The following is a 16,338-nucleotide window of genomic DNA, read 5'->3' on the forward strand; positions in this document are numbered from 1 at the left end:
AATGACAGCTTATCTTATTTGTTAATTTCTTTTAACGAATATCGGATTGCAAGGCGTGAATGGCATGGGCACCGGCAAACAGGACACCGACGATGCGAAGTGCCTTTTCAAAAATCGCTTGGCGGTTCTCGGGCTGTTCCACATAGTCCACCGCCATGAAGAGCATGTTCTGGGCAAGCACTTCCAGCACTTCCATCATTTCTTCTTCAGGCAGACCCGGGAGCAGGCGGGAAATGCGTGAGTCGGCGCAGATGTCCTGGCTGATGGTTCTCAAGGTCTTCTTCAGGCCTAGCCGCATTTTTTCCAGTGCACCAAAGGCTTCAGATGCACCGATCACAATGGGCTTGGGGTTGTCGACCGCCCAGTCAAAGAAACGTTTGAGCAGCATGGGCCGGATGTCGAGGTCGGCTTCTTTGGCGGTTGCAAGGCGCACTTCAGTGAAGGCTTGGATGACAGCTTGCTCGACCTCACGGATGACGGCCTGCCCAAGGTCAGCGAGGTCTTCAAAATGCCGGTAGAAAGCTGGTGCAGACAAACCCGCTTCCCGCGTGATTTCCCGAATGCCCAAGCTGGAAAAGCTGCGCTTGTGATAGCTCAGGTTGAGGGCGGCATCGATGAGGCGTTGACGGCCGTGGGTGGAGGCGGAAGGGATGGTCATGGCGCTTGATTATATCCAAAAGCCTTCAAATTCGGCCGCTTGCTCGGATTTAGAGCCCCACTTCTGAAGCAAAAGCTGGGGGGTTGACGACCATGTTAACACTCGTTAACATGCTTTCACACTGTCAGCACGCACAGCGCATCCACGGATGCCAACAACATTTAAACCGTGCGTTAACTTGGGAGACCGAACATGCTGCACTATCTCAAATTCACCACCTTTCCCGTGATTGCCTTTGCGGTGATGCACGTGATGTTCCAGGGTGGGCCCTGGATGTACGCCGGTATCGTGGCCTTGGTCATGGTGGTTGCCGTGGGTGACTTGCTGTTGCCCGAAGATCGCACAGAGCCGCGCTTCAACAATGAGTTCTTTTTGAACTTCATGCTGTGGCTGACCTTGCCCCTGTTGATGTGGGTCACGCTGCTGTTTAGCTGGGGCGTGTCCAGTCACGATGTGTTGGGCCTTGATGGGGTGATGAAAGACTGGTTTGGCTATGATCGCCTGGCCATTCAGGCCAACACCACCTGGTACCAATGGTTTTTTGGCGCAGTTGCCGGTGCTTTTCTGTTTGGTGCCGGTGGCACCAACGTGGGCCACGAGCTGACCCACCGCACTTACAGTCCTCGCGACATGATTCTGGGTCGCTGGATGTTGGCGTTTACTTGCGATGCCTCGTTTGCGATTGAGCATGTGTACGGGCATCACAAAAACCTTGGTACACCGGCTGACCCAGCAACAGCCCAGCGTGGTGACAATGTTTACACTTTTGTGATCAAAAGCTGGTTGGGCGGCTACCGCTCGGCCTGGAAACTGGAAAAGCAGCGGCTGGCCAAGTTTGGTTATTCGGTGTGGGACCCGATTCACAGCCGCATGATGCGTGGCAATTTGATGAGTCTCTCCCTGTTCGTCAGTGCTTATGCACTGGGTGGCTGGTGGGCCGTGGCCATGTTCTGGGTGATGTCAGCCGGCGGAAAAACCTTGCTGGAAATCGTGAATTACATGGAGCACTACGGCATTGTGCGTCGACCTGAAGACAAGGTAGAGCCACGTCACAGCTGGAATACGAATGCGTCGGTATCGACTGCGCTGTTGTATGCCTTGACTCGCCACAGCCATCACCATGCCGAGGCTGATCAGGAGTACTGGAACCTGCGCAGCTATCGCCATGCGCCGATGTTGCCCACTGGTTACTTGGGCACCATTTTGCTGACCCTTGTTCCGCCCCTGTACAAACGGGTCATGACCCCCTTGTTGAACCACTGGGACGAACACTTTGCAACACCCGAGGAAAAGAAATTGGCGATCGAGGCCAGCCTGAAAAGCGGTATGAAAGGTTTGAAGTCGGCCCAGTTGGGCAAACAACAACAGGCTCAATCCATGAGCCCGGCAACGGTTTAACCGCTGTTTCAACCGGAGACTACCCATGAAACTGCTGGAATGGTTGGGATTGCAACAAGGGGGTGCGGTGAGCGCTGCACCCAAGCGCAAACACCGCGAAACCTTCAAGGTGTCTGTGGCTGGTGGAGAACAGAGCTTTGAGGTGGAGAAGGGCCGCAAAGTGATTTTGAATGCAGCACTGTCTGCGGGGTTGGGCTTTCCACACAACTGCCGCGTGGGCAGTTGCACACAGTGCAAATGCACGCTCAAAAGCGGCAAAGTGCGGGAATTGACCGACTCCAGTTATGTGCTCAGTGCCGAGGATTTGAAGGCCGGCATGATTTTGGCCTGTCAATCCATTCCAGAAACAGACCTGGAAATCGAGGTGAACCTGACCTCGGGCGGTGACCGTTTGGTGGAAACCCGCGGCACGATTGTGGGCCAGAAAAACCTGACCCACGACATTGTGGAGTTGCGGGTCGCGTTGGATGATGCCATGCCCATGAAGGCCGGGCAGTACGCCGAGCTTCGCTTGGAGGAATTGAGCTTAAGCCGTAACTACAGTTTTGCAGTGGCACCGAAAGGCCAAGAGTTGAATGAATTGGTGTTCCACATTCGCAAAGTGCCGGGAGGCCGGTTTACCGAGTGGCTGTTTGAGGCCAACCGCCAGGAAACTCGTTTGAGCGTGAGTGGCCCGTTTGGTGATTTTTACCTGCGTGCCCCTGAAGGTGAAAAACCAGCCCCGATTGTGTGTGTGGCTGGCGGTAGTGGTATGGCGCCGATTCTGAGTTTGCTGGACCAGGCCAAATGGGCTGGAGAAACGCGCGATGCCTATTACCTGTTTGGTGCCCGAACACAGCGCGACTTGTACGCAGCCGATGAGATTGCACGCATTCAGCAGGGCTGGCGCGGTTCACTGAACTTTACGCAAGTGCTGTCCGAAGAGGCGGCCAATTCAGGTTGGGAAGGCCCGCGGGGTTATGTCACCGATGCGTTGAACAAGCTGAACTTGGATTGGCCCCGTGTGCAGGCTTACCTGTGCGGACCTCCCGCCATGATCGATGCGGCCATCGCCAGGTTCAGCGCCTTGGGCGTGAAACCGGAACATATTCACTACGACAAGTTTGAATGAAAAAAGCCACCGGATTCGGTGGCTTTTTTTCGTGCATGCAACGTTGGGTTTAGACCGGTAGGGGCAAGGGAACTGGTGAGTCAGATGGCGAGGGTAGCGAGCTGAGCGGCAAGGCGCTGCCCACCATGTCCAATACATCCCCCACAGGGGCCAGGGGAGTGTTGGCCAGCGCGTCGCTCAAGGGCGACAGTGGCGATGTGCTTCCGCCATCGGTATTGCCACCGGTGGTATCGCCACCGGTCGTGTCCCCACCCGTCGTATCCCCGCCAGTGGAACCGCCGTTGTTACTGTCACCAGGGGCATTGGTATCCGTGCCGTTGTCCACCCGGGTGTCGACTGTGGCTGCTGCGCCGCTGCCACTGTCATTGGATGTGGCCACTGCCGCCACGGCCACGCCGCCACCCAGCACAGCCGCCGCGGTGCTGGCACCACCGAAGAGGCCGCCCCCTAGCAGGCCTGCGCCCACCAATCCAGTAAACCCGCCGGAGTCGGCCACAAGAACGGCGCCATTGGCGCCATCGCCCATGGCAAACAGCTCTACGCCATCGGACAGCGAGGTGACCTCAATCAACTGCCCACCTTCTGCGCCGCTGGTCACCGACATTTGGGCAGCCGCGTTGGGTGCCAGGGTGACCAATGAACTGGCCTGACCGTCTGACAGCGCTTTTAGCTCAACATCCACCGGTGCGGCGTCGCGGTTCTGAAGAATATCGCCCGCCAGCACAACGTCACCTTGCGCCAATGCAATTTCCTGACCCTGTCGCTGAACCAGCAATTTGTCGGTGGGGCTGGCAATTTTGCCCAGTGCTTGTGTGTCGCTCATGAATGCCTCTCTCGGGTTCGGTGGGTGGAATTGTTGTAGGTGTTGTCTGTATTTTACTGGGTGCTTTCAAAAATGGATTCAGGGTGCGCACACCATGAAAAAACCCCGCCGCAGCGGGGTTTTTCAGGCGGCTTGACGTGTGTTTGATTACGCGCCGAGTGCCTGTTGCAATGGGTTCAACACGGCCTCGGTACCTGCAGGGGGTGTAATTGAACTCAGGGGGGATGCACCGCTCGCCAGTGTGTCGAGCGTCTGTGCGCCGGAGAGAATGCCGCTTTCGATGGCAGGCCCGGCCGTGGGGATCATCTCCAGGGGTGCTGCACCGACCAGGGCTTCAGCCCCGCTGGTGAACATGCCGCCGCCAGTGTCACCGCCGCCAGTGTCACCGCCGCCGGTGTCGCCACCGCCAGTGTTGCCACCGGGCAGTCCACCGCTCGCCAGTGTGTCGAGCATCTGTGCGCCGGAGAGAATGCCGCTTTCGATGGCAGGCCCGGCCGTGGGGATCATCTCCAGGGGTGCTGCACCGACCAGGGTTTCAGCCCCGCTGGTGAACATGCCGGCGCCAGTGTCACCGCCGCCGGTGTCGCCACCGCCAGTGTTGCCACCGGGCAGTCCACCGCTCGCCAGTGTGTCGAGCATCTGTGCGCCGGAGAGAATACCGCTTTCGATGGCAGGCCCGGCCGTGGGGATCATCTCCAGGGGTGCTGCACCGACCAGGGTTTCAGCCCCGCTGGTGAACATGCCGGCGCCAGTGTCACCGCCGCCGGTGTCGCCACCGCCAGTGTTGCCACCACCGGTGCCATCATCCGCATTCAGCCCGAGCAGCCCGCCCAGCGCTTCTGCGTAGGGTGCGGTGCTTTCATTGGCGCTGCCTTGTTCAACAATGGTTTCTCCGCCGGTGGCCAAGCCGTCAGACAGCATGGCCAAGCCGTCGGCCAGCCCATTGGTCACGGGGGACAACGGTGAAAAGGCACTGCCGCTGGTGTCGGTCAGGTCGACCAAGCCTTCGCCCACTTCGTCGACCAAGCCAGCCAAGCCGGTGTGCCCGGCATCGCTAGCGCCAGTACCCGCCACGGGTGCCAGCGCGCCAATCAACACGCCCAAGGGGCCAAAGTTTTCTGCATTGGTGGCGAAGTAGTTGGCAATAATGCCCAAACCTTGCGCCACACCATCGGTTTTGCCTTGATCGTTGTAGCCCAATGCGGCTGCCAGGGGTTTGATCACGTCAACCAAAGGACCAGACACAGCACCGTTGGCGCTGGTGCCGTCTGCCAAGCCGCGGGACAGGCTGGCCACGCCACCATTGACGCCGGTGGATCGGTCATCGGGAGTCTCGTTGACACCCACGGCGTAACCGACCAACCTGGCCAAGCCAGATGGCTCGTCTTGTCCAGCGATGGCCGATCCGATGGTCGTCAAAACACCGCTCAATCCGTTAAAACCTGCGCCAGACAATTGACCGCCACTTGGGTCTGCGGCGGCCGCGCTCAAGCGCTCAGATCCGGCAGATTGTGCTGTGGCGGTGGAGGTGTTTCCAGCCAGTACGAATGACAAGGCGTCGGTTAGCGGCTGCAAGGGGGTGCCTGTTCCGGCGGCTTCAAGGCCAGAGCCCACTGCGCTGACCAAGCCTGCAACACCCACGGGCTCTCCATCGGTGCCTGTTCCGGTACCAGTGCCCGTTCCGGTGCCAGTACCTGTTCCGGTGCCAGTGCCCGTTCCGGTGCCAGTACCTGTTCCGGTGCCAGTGCCTGTTCCGGTGCCAGTGCCTGTTCCGGTGCCAGTGCCTGTTCCGGTGCCAGTGCCTGTTCCGGTGCCAGTGCCAGTGCCTGTTCCGGTGCCCGTTCCAGTGCCTGTTCCAGTGCCTGTTCCAGTGCCTGTTCCAGTGCCTGTTCCAGTGCCAGTGCCGCTATCGGTCACAATGGTGTCGCCACCACCGCCACCGGCGGCTGCAAGGCCCAGCAGTCCGAGTCCACCCAAGGCAACCGCACCGGCACCGCCGCCAGCGGCGCTGGCCAGCAACCCTGCACCCACCAAGCCACTCATGGTGCCTTCATAGGGGGTCAGGATGGCTGAGCTGATGTCATCTGAAATGTCGTACAGCTCAACGCCTTCGGAGAGCGCAACCACTTCGGTGCGGGCATACCCGTCAGCCGTTGGGCTGGGAATCTGTTTGAGTTCGGCAGAGGCGCCAGGCGCCAATGTCAGCAATGTGCTGCCCTGGCCTTTGTATTGGGCGGGAATCAGCACTTCAATATCAGCGGCGGTTTTGTTGGTCAGTACGTCACCCCAAGCCAAGCTGCCGTCTTGTCCCAGCGTCATTTGTTGTCCGGCTCTGGAAACGTCCAGGCCTGTGGTGGTGGTTTTAATGGTTGCAACGGGAGATGCCATGGTGGACCTCGTCAGTAAATGGATGTAAAAAGACTTCAAATGGATACAGGTTTTACTGACAGCCGATTGTGTTTGGATTCAAAAAAAGAAAAAATTTTTTTTGTTTTTAAATCAATCTGTTCGTGGAATGTGATTTGTCTTTCCGGCGATTTTGTTACATGTGTTGCGTGGATGTTTTTAACGTATTGACTGTGTCTGATGCGTGTTTGAAGACGACACACTTTCAATCCGCTGGCCCACTGCCCGGCTTTGGGGCGGTGGTTGAGCGGCAAAAGCCATTAACATGCCCCTTGGTTTGTTGTAAAAAGAATGTGCTTTGAAAAGTTTTGTCCCAACACGGTTGATTGCGGTGCTGCTGGGGGTTGCGCTCCTGGGGCACCGGTTTGCCTTGGCTCAGGAACCGGCGGATATCCCTGAAGTGCGGGTGACCGTGCCTGCCCAATTTGAGGACTTGATTCAAAATGCCATGGCACCGATTCGCCGGTCTGCCACGGTCAATGATGAAGGCGATGTGTGGCAGCTGTTTCGACGCTTGCGGCCTGTTCTGCGCGATGCCTTGGGCACCCGGGGCTACTTCTCGCCGGTGATTTCCCGTGTTCCCGATGCCAATCGATTGATCATCACCATCGACCCTGGGCCCCCCAGTGTCGTGACCGATCTACAGATTGAGTTTGACGGTGCCATCAATGAGCCGCAGTTTGCAGAGCGCCGTGAGCGCTTGAAGACGCTGTGGTTGCTGGGCCGGGGGCAAACGTTTGATCAGGCTGAATGGACTGCGTCCAAAGACCTGTTGTTGCGGGATTTGCTCTCGCGCGATTTTGCGGCCGCCACGCTGGCCGAAAGCAGCGCACAGGTGGACCCTGAGACGCATTCTGTGGTACTTCGGGTGGTTTATGACAGCGGCCCCGTGTTTACTTTTGGCCCATTGCAAATAGAGGGACTGAACAAGTATCGCCCTGACCTGATAGAGCGTTACAACACCATTGAACCTGGCGACCGTTATGAGCAGGAGAAATTGCTCACCTTGCTGTCCGATTTGCAGAACACGAGTTATTTTTCTGGCGTTGATGTCAAGGTGGACACCGATGACCGAACGCCAACGCATGTGCCGATTCAGGTGTCTGTTCAGGAAAGTGATTCCAAGCGACTGGGCCTCGGTGCTGGCTACAGTTCAAACACCGGGTTTCGGACCGAAGCCAGTTACCAGTTCAATAACCTGTGGGACAAGGCCTACACCTTGTCGACCGGTGCCCGTCTGGAACAGAAGCGCCAGTCTGCTTACGCAGACCTGTTTTTCCCGCCCTCCCGGCGTGGCGTGGTGGACTCGTTGGGCATCGCGTCCGATCATCAGACCTTGAGCAATCTGGAGATCAATCGCAACTCGGTGGGGGGTATTCGTGAGTACCGGTTTGGCAGCAATGAGGTGCGCCTGGGTTTGAACTACCAGCAGGAGGAGCGGCAGTCACTGGGTGTGAATTTCGGTGCGACGCAGGCTTTGGTGAGCAGTGCGTCGTGGACCCACAACCGGGTAAATGACCGGTTGAATCCATCCAGCGGCTACATTGCATACGGGCAGGTGGCCGCAGCCAGCGAGCAATTGGCCTCGGATCAGGATTTTGTTCGCCTGTATGGCCGCGTGCAGCGATTCTGGTCCCCATCCCGCCAAAACCTGTTCTCCGCCCGGCTAGAGGCTGGCACGGTTGCCGCCAGCGCGCGGCGCGACATTCCCCAGGATTATCTGTTTCGGGCCGGTGGCACCAACAGTTTGCGAGGTTTTGAGTTTCTGGACATCGGGGTGCTTGACCAAGGGATTTTGGTCGGTGGACGGCGCCTGATGATTGGCAGCCTGGAATACACGCGTTGGTTCAAAGGCAACCTGGGTGCTGCCGTGTTCACGGATGTGGGTGATGTGGCTGACAATTGGTCGCAACTGGATCTGCAAAAAGCAGTGGGTGTGGGCTTGCGCTACAAAACACCGGCAGGCCCGATTGCGTTGGATGTGGCCAAGGCGGTCAACCAGCCCCGCGTCCGCATCCACTTTTCACTGGGGGTGGCATTTTGAGGGTGCGCTGCCGACAACAGGGTTTTGCCACAGCGTTGTTTGGGTTGCTGGGTACCGGAATAGTGCTGCTGGCCTTGGGCATGTACTGGCTATTGGGGACTTCCGCCGGGTTGCGCTGGGCATTGGGTTTTATTCCGCAGACCCAAGTGGGCCAGGTTGACGGCACGGTGTGGCAGGGGTTCTCACTGGATGCGCTGGAGTGGGTATCCACCCGGGCAGACGGGAAGACCCAACGGATTGCCGTGAGCGGCTTGAGGTTGCGTGTGGACTGGTCGGCCCTGACCACCGGAACACTTCGGATCGAGCGACTCCAGGCTCAAGCGGTGAGCCTGAATTTTCCGTCCAATGAAGAGGAAAAGCCGATTGAGTTGCCCGACAAGATTGAATTGCCACTGGATGTTGAGCTGCAGGCCCTGCGCATTGATCAGCTGGTGGTGTCTCCGTCCGTGGCGCTGGAGCAGGTGGATGCCCGCGCTGTGGTTCGCGATGGTGCATTGACCGTCGAGCAGTGGTCAACCCGCCTGGATGGTGCGGACCTGGCCGTGTCTGGCCGCCTGGTGCTTGAGAAACCCTACGCGTTGACAGCCCAGGCCGACGCCAAACGGACTGTGCAAGACCTGGCCTTGACCGCGCAAGCCCGGTTGGCGGGATCGCTCGACCGAACCGAGTTGAGCCTGACCGCAACTGGCCGGCAGACCCCGTCGGAAAAAGCAGGCAAACCGCGATTGACGCAGACGCTTCAAGCCAGTGGCGTGTTGCACCCGTTGACCTTGGCACCAGTGGAGTCGGCCACGCTGGATGCCCGCCAGTTCAACCCCAGGGACTGGTTCAGTGCCGCACCCAAGGCCTTGTTGAACATCCACCTTGCGGTTGAACCGAATGCAGACTTCAGCGTGATCAACGCCAACCTGGATGTAACCAACCAAACCCCATTGGCCCTGCAGCGCGGTGGGTTGCCCTTGGGCCGTTTGGTGGCCAAGGTTCATGCACAGTTAGAGCACGGCATTCCCGTGCAGGCCAGCGCCACGGTGCAGCCGATTCAACTGGCCGATGAGCGTGGGCCGGGTGGTTCTGTGCAACTGCAGGCTGCATCCGATCGTTTGAGCAATGGGCTGTTGACTTGGTCCCTGCGTGGCCAGGGTATTCGGCCAACCGTGTTGGCCGATGTTCCAGTGGCTGATGCGTTTGATGTGTCCGTGAATGGCAGTGTGCAGGCCAAACGTTGGACGATTGATGCGTTGGACATTCAGCAAAAGAACGCGCGGCTTCAGGGTGACGGGTACGTGAACATGGCGGGCAACTGGCCTGCCCGTGTTCACGTGACCTTCAGCCACCTGAACCCTGCCGCGTGGGTACCCGGTGCATCCTCATGGGCTCGAGGTGACCTGAATGGAGACGGTCAGTTTGACGGCACCTTGAAGTTGGTTCGGGATGAATGGATGCCAGCGGGACGTCTGCGTTCGCAACTGCAAGCGTCACGTTTGGCAGATGCGCCAATTCAATGGCATGCCATGGCCGATGGAAGTTTGCAGCGACTCACCCAGGTGCAGGTTGATTTGAACATGCTGGGCAATACGGTTCGCATGGATGGTGCGTATGGTGCGCCGGATGATGTGTTGTCACTGGATGCACAGTTGCCGCAGCTGGCGGCTTTGGGACGTGTGTTCAATCAACCGTTGGCTGGGGATATTCGGCTGAAGGCCCGCTTGAAGGGCCAGGGTCTGCAGGCCGATGCGCAGGGTGACCTTCAGGTGACTGGTCTTCGATTGGCAGACCAGGCGGTGGTTCAGGGTATTCAGGGGTCATTTGCCTTGGGCAGCCGACCCGAATCCCCCTGGACAATGGATCTTCAAGCCGAGGGCATTGGCCAGCCGTTACCGGGTAGTCCCCGTTTGCAGTTGGCGGAAACCTGGGTTAAGACCCTGCGCCTGCAGTTGACCGGGACCCGTCGTCAACACACCTTCAATGCACAGGTGGCCTCAGGGTTGACGCCATTTAGCCGTCAGCGGCCTTTGAAGGTCGACCTGAGCCTGCGCGGCGGGGTGGGGCCGCAAACAGACCGGCCGGGCCAGCCGCTGGGCTGGCGGGGTGTGTTGCAAAGCTTGAAAGCGGAAGGGTTGTGGACTCCCGCCCGAAGCCTGACCTTGCAAAAACCAGTCTCCCTGGTTTGGGCACCACGCTACCTTCAGGTTGGCTTGCTGGAATTGATGGGGGAAGACAAAACCCTGATTCGCAACACCGTGTTGAAACTGGATGGGTCGACGGTCCAGATTGAGGGTGAGATGCCTGCGCTGGGTATTCCGCGGTTGTCGCCAATTTTGAGAACCCAGGCCTCGATTGAACCCAAGGACTTGGTGGCACGGGTGAATTGGCGTTATCGGGCCAACGCAGCCAGTGTTCAGGGGGTGATTGATCTTCAGCACGTGTCGGGTGGCTTGCAGGTGCTGGAGGATTCACAAATCGATGTACCCATTGAGCGGTTCGATGCCCACTTGCAGTTTGACCGCACTGCAGCAGCCATGCAGTTGGACCTGGTGGCACCACAATTCGCCGCCATCAACGCCAACCTGCGTGTACCTGTTCAAAAAAACCCGGTCACCCAGCGCTGGGGCTTGGCAAGCAACGGGCCCATGCAGGGCAGCATCGCGGCAGGTCTGTATCAACTGAATTGGCTGGGTCCTCTGCTCAGTGGTGGCGTGAGAACCAACGGCACTGGTCAGGTGGCCGTTGCCATTGCAGGCTCATTGAATGAGCCCGATGTGCAGGGGCGACTGTTTTTCATGGATCTGGATATTTTTCAGCTGGACCAGGGGGTTCGGCTGGAAGACGGCAATGTGGTGGTGGATTTCAACACGAGCCGAGCACGCATTGAGCAAGCGGAATTCAATGTGTACAACCGCCGCCCACCCCGAAAGCGCATTGAGCAACTGGGGCCCCTGATTCAGGGCACTGGCCGGCTGACCGCCAGTGGTGAATGGAATTTGAATGGTTTGAAGGGCGCGCTGACAGTGAAGGCCCAACGCGCGCCCTTGGTGCAGCGCTTTGACCGGTGGGTGATGCTGGATGCAGGCCTGCAGGTGCAGCAGCCCGACCGCGAGGGCGAGCCTCTTCGCGTTCGCGGCGATATCGAGGTGCTGGGTGCGTATGTCGAGTCGCCCGATTCGGGCGTGCCGACCCTGAGCGACGATGTGGTAATCCAGGGTCGCAATGCGGCCAGTGCGGCGGGCTTGCCGTTGGATGTGCAATTGCAGGCCCGCTTGGGCAAGCTGTTCTATGTGAGTGCAGAAGGCCTGAACACGCGGTTGGAAGGTGGTTTGAAGCTGAGCATGCTGGAGGGGGTGGGCGGCAGTGGCAATCGCCGTTCCGGCCGACGTTTGTCTGCCACTGGAACCATTCAGGCGGTGGATGGAACGTACCGTGCCTATGGGCAGGACTTGACCATTGAGCGGGGTGTGGTGAATTTCCAGGGACCGTTGGAAAACCCGGGCATCAATGTGCGTGCGGTCCGGAAAGGGGTGGCGGTGGAAGCCGGCGTGGAAATCACCGGCACTGCCCAGCGGCCCAAGGTGACCCTGGTGAGCGACCCAGCGGTACCCGATTCCGAGAAGCTCTCGTGGATGATCATTGGCCGCGGTACCAATTCCGCAGATCGGGACCAAACCCTGTTGCTAACGGCGGCGGCTGCCATCTTCGGCAATGATGATGAAAGCCCTACCCGGAAAATTGCGCGCCAATTGGGCATCGACGATGTGGCGCTGAGTACGGGTTCACTCACGGCTGCCGATTCCCGGGCGGTGGGCAGCAAGGTGGCGGTGGCGCCTGGTGCAGACCTGTCGGCCAACGTGATTGGCGCAGATGACCCGTTGTTGTCACAACGGATCATCACGATTGGAAAACGCATCAGCGACAAGCTTTACGCCAGTTTTGATCAGTCGGTGACCACAGCCGCCAGTATTTTCAAATTGAATTATCAGTATTCCCGACAGCTCAGCCTGATTGCCCGAACCGGCGCTGACAATGCGCTGGACGTGCTTTACCAGATTTCATTTGATTGACGCCTGAGCCGGTTTTTTATACCAAGTCAGCTTCAGTTGTGCGTTGGCTTTTTTGGCATCAATCAATTGGTTGTCCAATTGTTCCAGTTCTTTGAACAGTTGATCGCTGTGGCGTTTGGGTTCAGCGACGTTTTCCACGGTGGTTGTGGATGCTGCCTGGATTGCTTCCCGGGTTTGTCGCAGCGATTGTTCAAGTGCCTGAATGCGGGATTGTCGATCCGTGGCCGACAGTTGTGAGCGATCGACATCGAGCTTTTGCTGCACACTGCGCACTTGTTCCTGCAGACGTGCCATCTCAAGTCGTACGGCATTGAGTTCTGACTGAAGGCTGTCGGCCAACGGCGAGTCGGCCTGCAGTTGTTGCTGCTGAGTCAGCAGTTGTGTTTCACGGTTCTTCAAGCGTTGCAGCAAAACCTGTTGGCTGTAGACCGCTGCCTGTGCCGCGACTGGTGGTTGCACGCCGGCATCGGGTGTTTGTTTCAAGGTTTTTTCCAGTGCAGCCTGCAGGCTGCGTTCCCGCTGCTGCAATCGAGCCAGTGCCTTGCTGTCGGTGTGTTGTTGCAGGTTCGATTTTTCCGCCAACAAGGCGGCAGAAATTTCCCGCTCCTTGGCTCGCAAGGCTTCTTCCAGTGCTTCAATTTGCTGGTCAGTGGATGTCTGGTTCTGAATGTTGAGCCAGGATAGCCAGGCATCACCAGCCGACTCCAGCACCTGTTCCCACTGGGCAGCCCGGTGGGTGTCCAACCGGATTTCGATCAGGTTGGTGTTGGGCAATTCACGGGCAGACAAGGCCTTGGCCAACTCCCGACTGGCGATTTCGAACGACTCCTGGGGTTGAATCCAGCTTTCTCCGCGGCGGTCTTCCAGGGCTTTGAAAGCCACCGCTGGGTCCTGGATGCTACCCAGGGTTGCTTGAAGTTTGTCGTGGAGTTGTTGCTCTGTCCAGTCTGTATTTCCGATTTCCAGCAGACCAACTGCACTGTGCGCAGGCCGTGTGAGGTAACCCCACACCCCGCCAATCAGCACGGCTCCGACCAGCAGCAACAGCAGCAGGGCACGGCGCCCCAGTCGGTCGGTGCGGTCGGTGTTGCGCATGGCGGGTATTGCCTTCAATTTCAACGCCCCAGGCCAGCAGCCATCATGATTTGTTTGGCACTGAGTTGGGCCTGTCCGGTGGCTTCACCCAGGGCATTCAAGCGGGTGGCGGTGATTTTTTCGTCTGAAAATTGAAGACGGATTTTTTCACCTTGCCGACCAACCACGGTCATGGTTCCCTCCGTGGGTACAAAGGCGCCCTGCTGGATGGCCAGGTCCTGCCCCACCATGTCGTACATGGCTTGTTTGGGCTGTTTGTTTTCACCCAGACCATCAGCCATCGACAAGGCCACATAGGAGGTGCCCGGGAACACGGATCGGTGCGTCTGGATTTGTTTGCGCACCCGCAGGCCATCCATCACGACACCATTCAATGCGCACTGACTATTCCAGTCCACGGAGGCTTTGTAAGAGGAGCAATAGCCAATGGCGCCGTCCAGGTAGTCGATCACGGGTTGATCACCGGACAAATCAATCCGTTGTTTGAGGCTGGCCACCGAGCCGGCGTATCGGGTTTTTCCAATGATTCGACCCAACTGGCCTTGGGATTGCAGTTCAAATTGCTTGGCATCGCTGCGGGTGATCTCCGTCAGCAGGCTGGACAGCACGCTGGGGTCTGTCCGGAAGCTCAATTCTTCACAGGCCGATTCTGCAATCGAGAAACGATCGGGGGCTGACCATTGGTCGATGGGCGCATGATCACTCACACTGGCCCTAACACGTCCACCCAGTGCACAAATTTTCAGGTCATACGACAGGGTTTTGGTATTTTTGGCAGCGTCGAAATCCCGCTTGGTGTTGGCATATCCGGTTGGGTTGAACCCAACCCGCAACACCTCGGGAATAAACTGGGCAGCGTTCAGGTTGACTGCAGATTGTGCCGATTTGGTTCCGAAATCTGTTTGACCAAATCCGAGGGAAAAGGACACCACCGCCTTTTTGGCCAGTTCAAGCCATTCACTGTCTTTGCTGGGAATCGGGTTGAGTTTGGGGAAGTCACCACACAGCTTGGCATCGGATGGGCCTGCTTGCTGACACTGTTCCGCCGATTGAAATACCAGAACATCTTTCGCTGTGTAGGATTTTCCACGACTGGCTGTGTCATCAGTAGTGCGGGGGGCTGCCAGTGGTGCGGTTGGCGGCGTCGGGTTGCCGTCGGCCTGGCTGTAATGTTGATGCGCCACTGCGCTGGTCACAAACAAGGCGAAAGCTGAAAACGGCGTGATCATTGTGAGGTCATCTCCAAAGTGACTGGGTATCAAGTTGTGTTGCAGTATGCCAGAAAGCGCAAAGGGCTTGCGCAGTTGCACAAGCCCTGTGAATTGCCGCAATACTGGATCAAGTCAGGTTGGTGATGGTTTGCAGCAGTGTGTCCTGGGCCTGAATGCTCTTGGAGTTGGCTTGATAAATGCGCTGCGTGGCAATCATTTGCACCAGCTCTGCCGTCAAGTCGACGTTGGCTTCTTCAACAGCACCGGCTTGAACCAAACCAAAACCGGCGTCACCCGCGTTGGATGCAAACTCCGGCCCGGCCTGCAAAGTGGCCACCCAGTTGTTGTTGCCCACTGGTTGCAAACCTTCGGGATTGCGGTAGCGGAACAATCCGATTTTCGCAATGTCTTTGGTTTGGCCATTGGCGTAGTTCAGGGTCAGAACCCCTCGGCCATCAATGGTGAAGTTGGTGTAGTCGGCTGCGTCGTAGCCGTTCTGGGCCAGGTTTTGTAACTGGAAGTCGGTGCCGTACTGGGTGCTGCCACGCATGTCGATCCGGACGTCGGTGTTGGTGCTGTCAAATTCTGGTGACAAGGCCGACAGGTCAATTTTGTAAACAGCGTTGGCGGGGTTGTTCAGTGTGCCGTCGGTTGAAAAGTCCAGCGCGGCGCCGGTGGTGGGGGCACCTGGGTATGCAGCCGCTTCCTGGGAAATATCCACGGGAACGTCGTTGACCGTGGCGTAGACGCGCCACTGGTTGGGGCCTGTGGATGCTGGCGTGGTGGCTGCTCCGAGCTTTTGCCAGAACACCTGCAACGTCAGTGGTTCGCCCAGCTGGTTATTGATCACAATGGCAGAACTTTGCGCATAGGAATTGGGGTCGGTTGCATCAAAGGTTGGGCTGATGCTGGATGGCTGTGTTCGGGAGTCCAGGTTGAAGCGGAACTCCGTCTTGCCCGTTGCCCGGGGTGCAATCGGCTCTGTTGAGATGGTCACTGGTGAGGCCACGTCCAGCACGTTGCCAGTGTCTGGGTCCAGCGGGAATGCGAGGAGGTCTTTCCCGTCTGCCGTGGTGACGGTGTTGTCCCGGTCCAGCTGGAATTGCCCGTTGCGCGTGAGGAACTCACGTCCGTCCTGGCCTTTGACCTTGAAGAACCCGTTGCCCGAGATGGCCAGGTCCAGTGGGTTTTGTGTGGCCACCACATTGCCCTGGCGGAATTCCTGTTTGATGGCCATGATGTTGACACCGCCGCCCACTTGCAGGCCTGCGTCTGCGCGTGACAGCGTGCTGGCATACACGTCGCCGAACTGGGCCTTGCTGGCCTTGAAGCCCACCGTGTTGGCGTTGGCCACGTTGTTGGCAGTCACCTCCAGACTTTTCTGTGAGGTGTTCAGTCCACTTAATCCCTGTTGAAATACGCCCATCTTCGCCTCGCGCTGTGATGTTGTTGGGTTGGTACAGCTTGCACCAATGACGCTTATTTAACCGGAAGTCCATTCCAACAACTTGGCAGCACACCCTTCGAAATTCAGCGC

General features: G+C 58.1%; 10 protein-coding genes. 4 read left to right on the top strand and 6 right to left on the bottom strand.

Features of this window, described 5'->3' with window-relative positions; genetic code table 11:
- Positions 1-31: 31 nt before the first annotated feature.
- A complete protein-coding gene (locus tag NQT62_RS13690) occupies positions 32-658 on the bottom strand; it encodes a TetR family transcriptional regulator (RefSeq protein ID WP_256765295.1) in 627 nt (208 codons plus the stop codon).
- Between the two features lie 192 nt (positions 659-850).
- Here NQT62_RS13690 and NQT62_RS13695 point away from each other — a divergent pair, with 192 nt between their 5' ends.
- The gene (locus tag NQT62_RS13695) at positions 851-2,056 is read left to right on the top strand and encodes an alkane 1-monooxygenase (protein ID WP_256765296.1); all 1,206 of its coding nucleotides are present in this window, start codon (positions 851-853) and stop codon (positions 2,054-2,056) included.
- A 25-nt stretch (positions 2,057-2,081) separates the two neighbouring features.
- On the top strand, positions 2,082-3,167 hold the full coding sequence (locus tag NQT62_RS13700; RefSeq protein ID WP_256765297.1) for a 2Fe-2S iron-sulfur cluster-binding protein: 1,086 nt from the start codon (positions 2,082-2,084) through the stop codon (positions 3,165-3,167).
- Positions 3,168-3,216: 49 nt separating this feature from the next.
- On the opposite strand, the gene NQT62_RS13705 is transcribed toward NQT62_RS13700, so the two are convergent.
- Entirely contained in the window at positions 3,217-3,990 is a 774-nt protein-coding gene (locus NQT62_RS13705; protein WP_256765298.1) for a hypothetical protein, read from the bottom strand.
- A 147-nt stretch (positions 3,991-4,137) separates the two neighbouring features.
- The gene (locus NQT62_RS13710; RefSeq protein ID WP_256765299.1) at positions 4,138-6,378 is read right to left on the bottom strand and encodes a hypothetical protein; all 2,241 of its coding nucleotides are present in this window, start codon (positions 6,376-6,378) and stop codon (positions 4,138-4,140) included.
- Between the two features lie 316 nt (positions 6,379-6,694).
- Here NQT62_RS13710 and NQT62_RS13715 point away from each other — a divergent pair, with 316 nt between their 5' ends.
- Together NQT62_RS13715 and NQT62_RS15550 are read left to right on the top strand one after the other, a co-directional pair.
- Positions 6,695-8,440, top strand: coding sequence for an autotransporter assembly complex protein TamA (locus NQT62_RS13715; protein WP_256765300.1), 1,746 nt, complete (start codon positions 6,695-6,697; stop codon positions 8,438-8,440).
- A gap of 2 nt (positions 8,441-8,442) precedes the next feature.
- Complete coding sequence (locus NQT62_RS15550; RefSeq protein WP_256765301.1) at positions 8,443-12,495, top strand: translocation/assembly module TamB domain-containing protein; 4,053 nt, start codon at positions 8,443-8,445, stop codon at positions 12,493-12,495.
- Here the strand turns inward: NQT62_RS15550 and NQT62_RS13725 are convergent.
- The 3 genes from NQT62_RS13725 to NQT62_RS13735 form a co-directional block, all read right to left on the bottom strand.
- A complete protein-coding gene (locus tag NQT62_RS13725) occupies positions 12,484-13,590 on the bottom strand; it encodes a GumC domain-containing protein (protein WP_256765302.1) in 1,107 nt (368 codons plus the stop codon). The genes NQT62_RS15550 and NQT62_RS13725 overlap by 12 nt on opposite strands.
- A 20-nt stretch (positions 13,591-13,610) precedes the next feature.
- Entirely contained in the window at positions 13,611-14,819 is a 1,209-nt protein-coding gene (locus NQT62_RS13730; RefSeq protein ID WP_256765303.1) for a hypothetical protein, read from the bottom strand.
- 109 nt (positions 14,820-14,928) lie between these two features.
- Complete coding sequence (locus tag NQT62_RS13735) at positions 14,929-16,227, bottom strand: flagellar hook protein FlgE (RefSeq protein ID WP_256765304.1); 1,299 nt, start codon at positions 16,225-16,227, stop codon at positions 14,929-14,931.
- Positions 16,228-16,338 lie beyond the last annotated feature (111 nt).

The organism is Limnobacter humi, assembly GCF_024518835.1.
GTDB lineage: Bacteria > Pseudomonadota > Gammaproteobacteria > Burkholderiales > Burkholderiaceae_B > Limnobacter > Limnobacter humi.

Coding starts and splice junctions, on each gene's coding strand:
- NQT62_RS13725 (WP_256765302.1), bottom strand. CDS start 13,590: ATGCGCAACACCGACCGCACCGACCGACTGGGGCGCCGTGCCCTGCTG.
- NQT62_RS13710 (WP_256765299.1), bottom strand. CDS start 6,378: ATGGCATCTCCCGTTGCAACCATTAAAACCACCACCACAGGCCTGGAC.
- NQT62_RS13695 (WP_256765296.1), top strand. CDS start 851: ATGCTGCACTATCTCAAATTCACCACCTTTCCCGTGATTGCCTTTGCG.
- NQT62_RS13705 (WP_256765298.1), bottom strand. CDS start 3,990: ATGAGCGACACACAAGCACTGGGCAAAATTGCCAGCCCCACCGACAAA.
- NQT62_RS13700 (WP_256765297.1), top strand. CDS start 2,082: ATGAAACTGCTGGAATGGTTGGGATTGCAACAAGGGGGTGCGGTGAGC.
- NQT62_RS13730 (WP_256765303.1), bottom strand. CDS start 14,819: ATGATCACGCCGTTTTCAGCTTTCGCCTTGTTTGTGACCAGCGCAGTG.
- NQT62_RS13690 (WP_256765295.1), bottom strand. CDS start 658: ATGACCATCCCTTCCGCCTCCACCCACGGCCGTCAACGCCTCATCGAT.
- NQT62_RS13735 (WP_256765304.1), bottom strand. CDS start 16,227: ATGGGCGTATTTCAACAGGGATTAAGTGGACTGAACACCTCACAGAAA.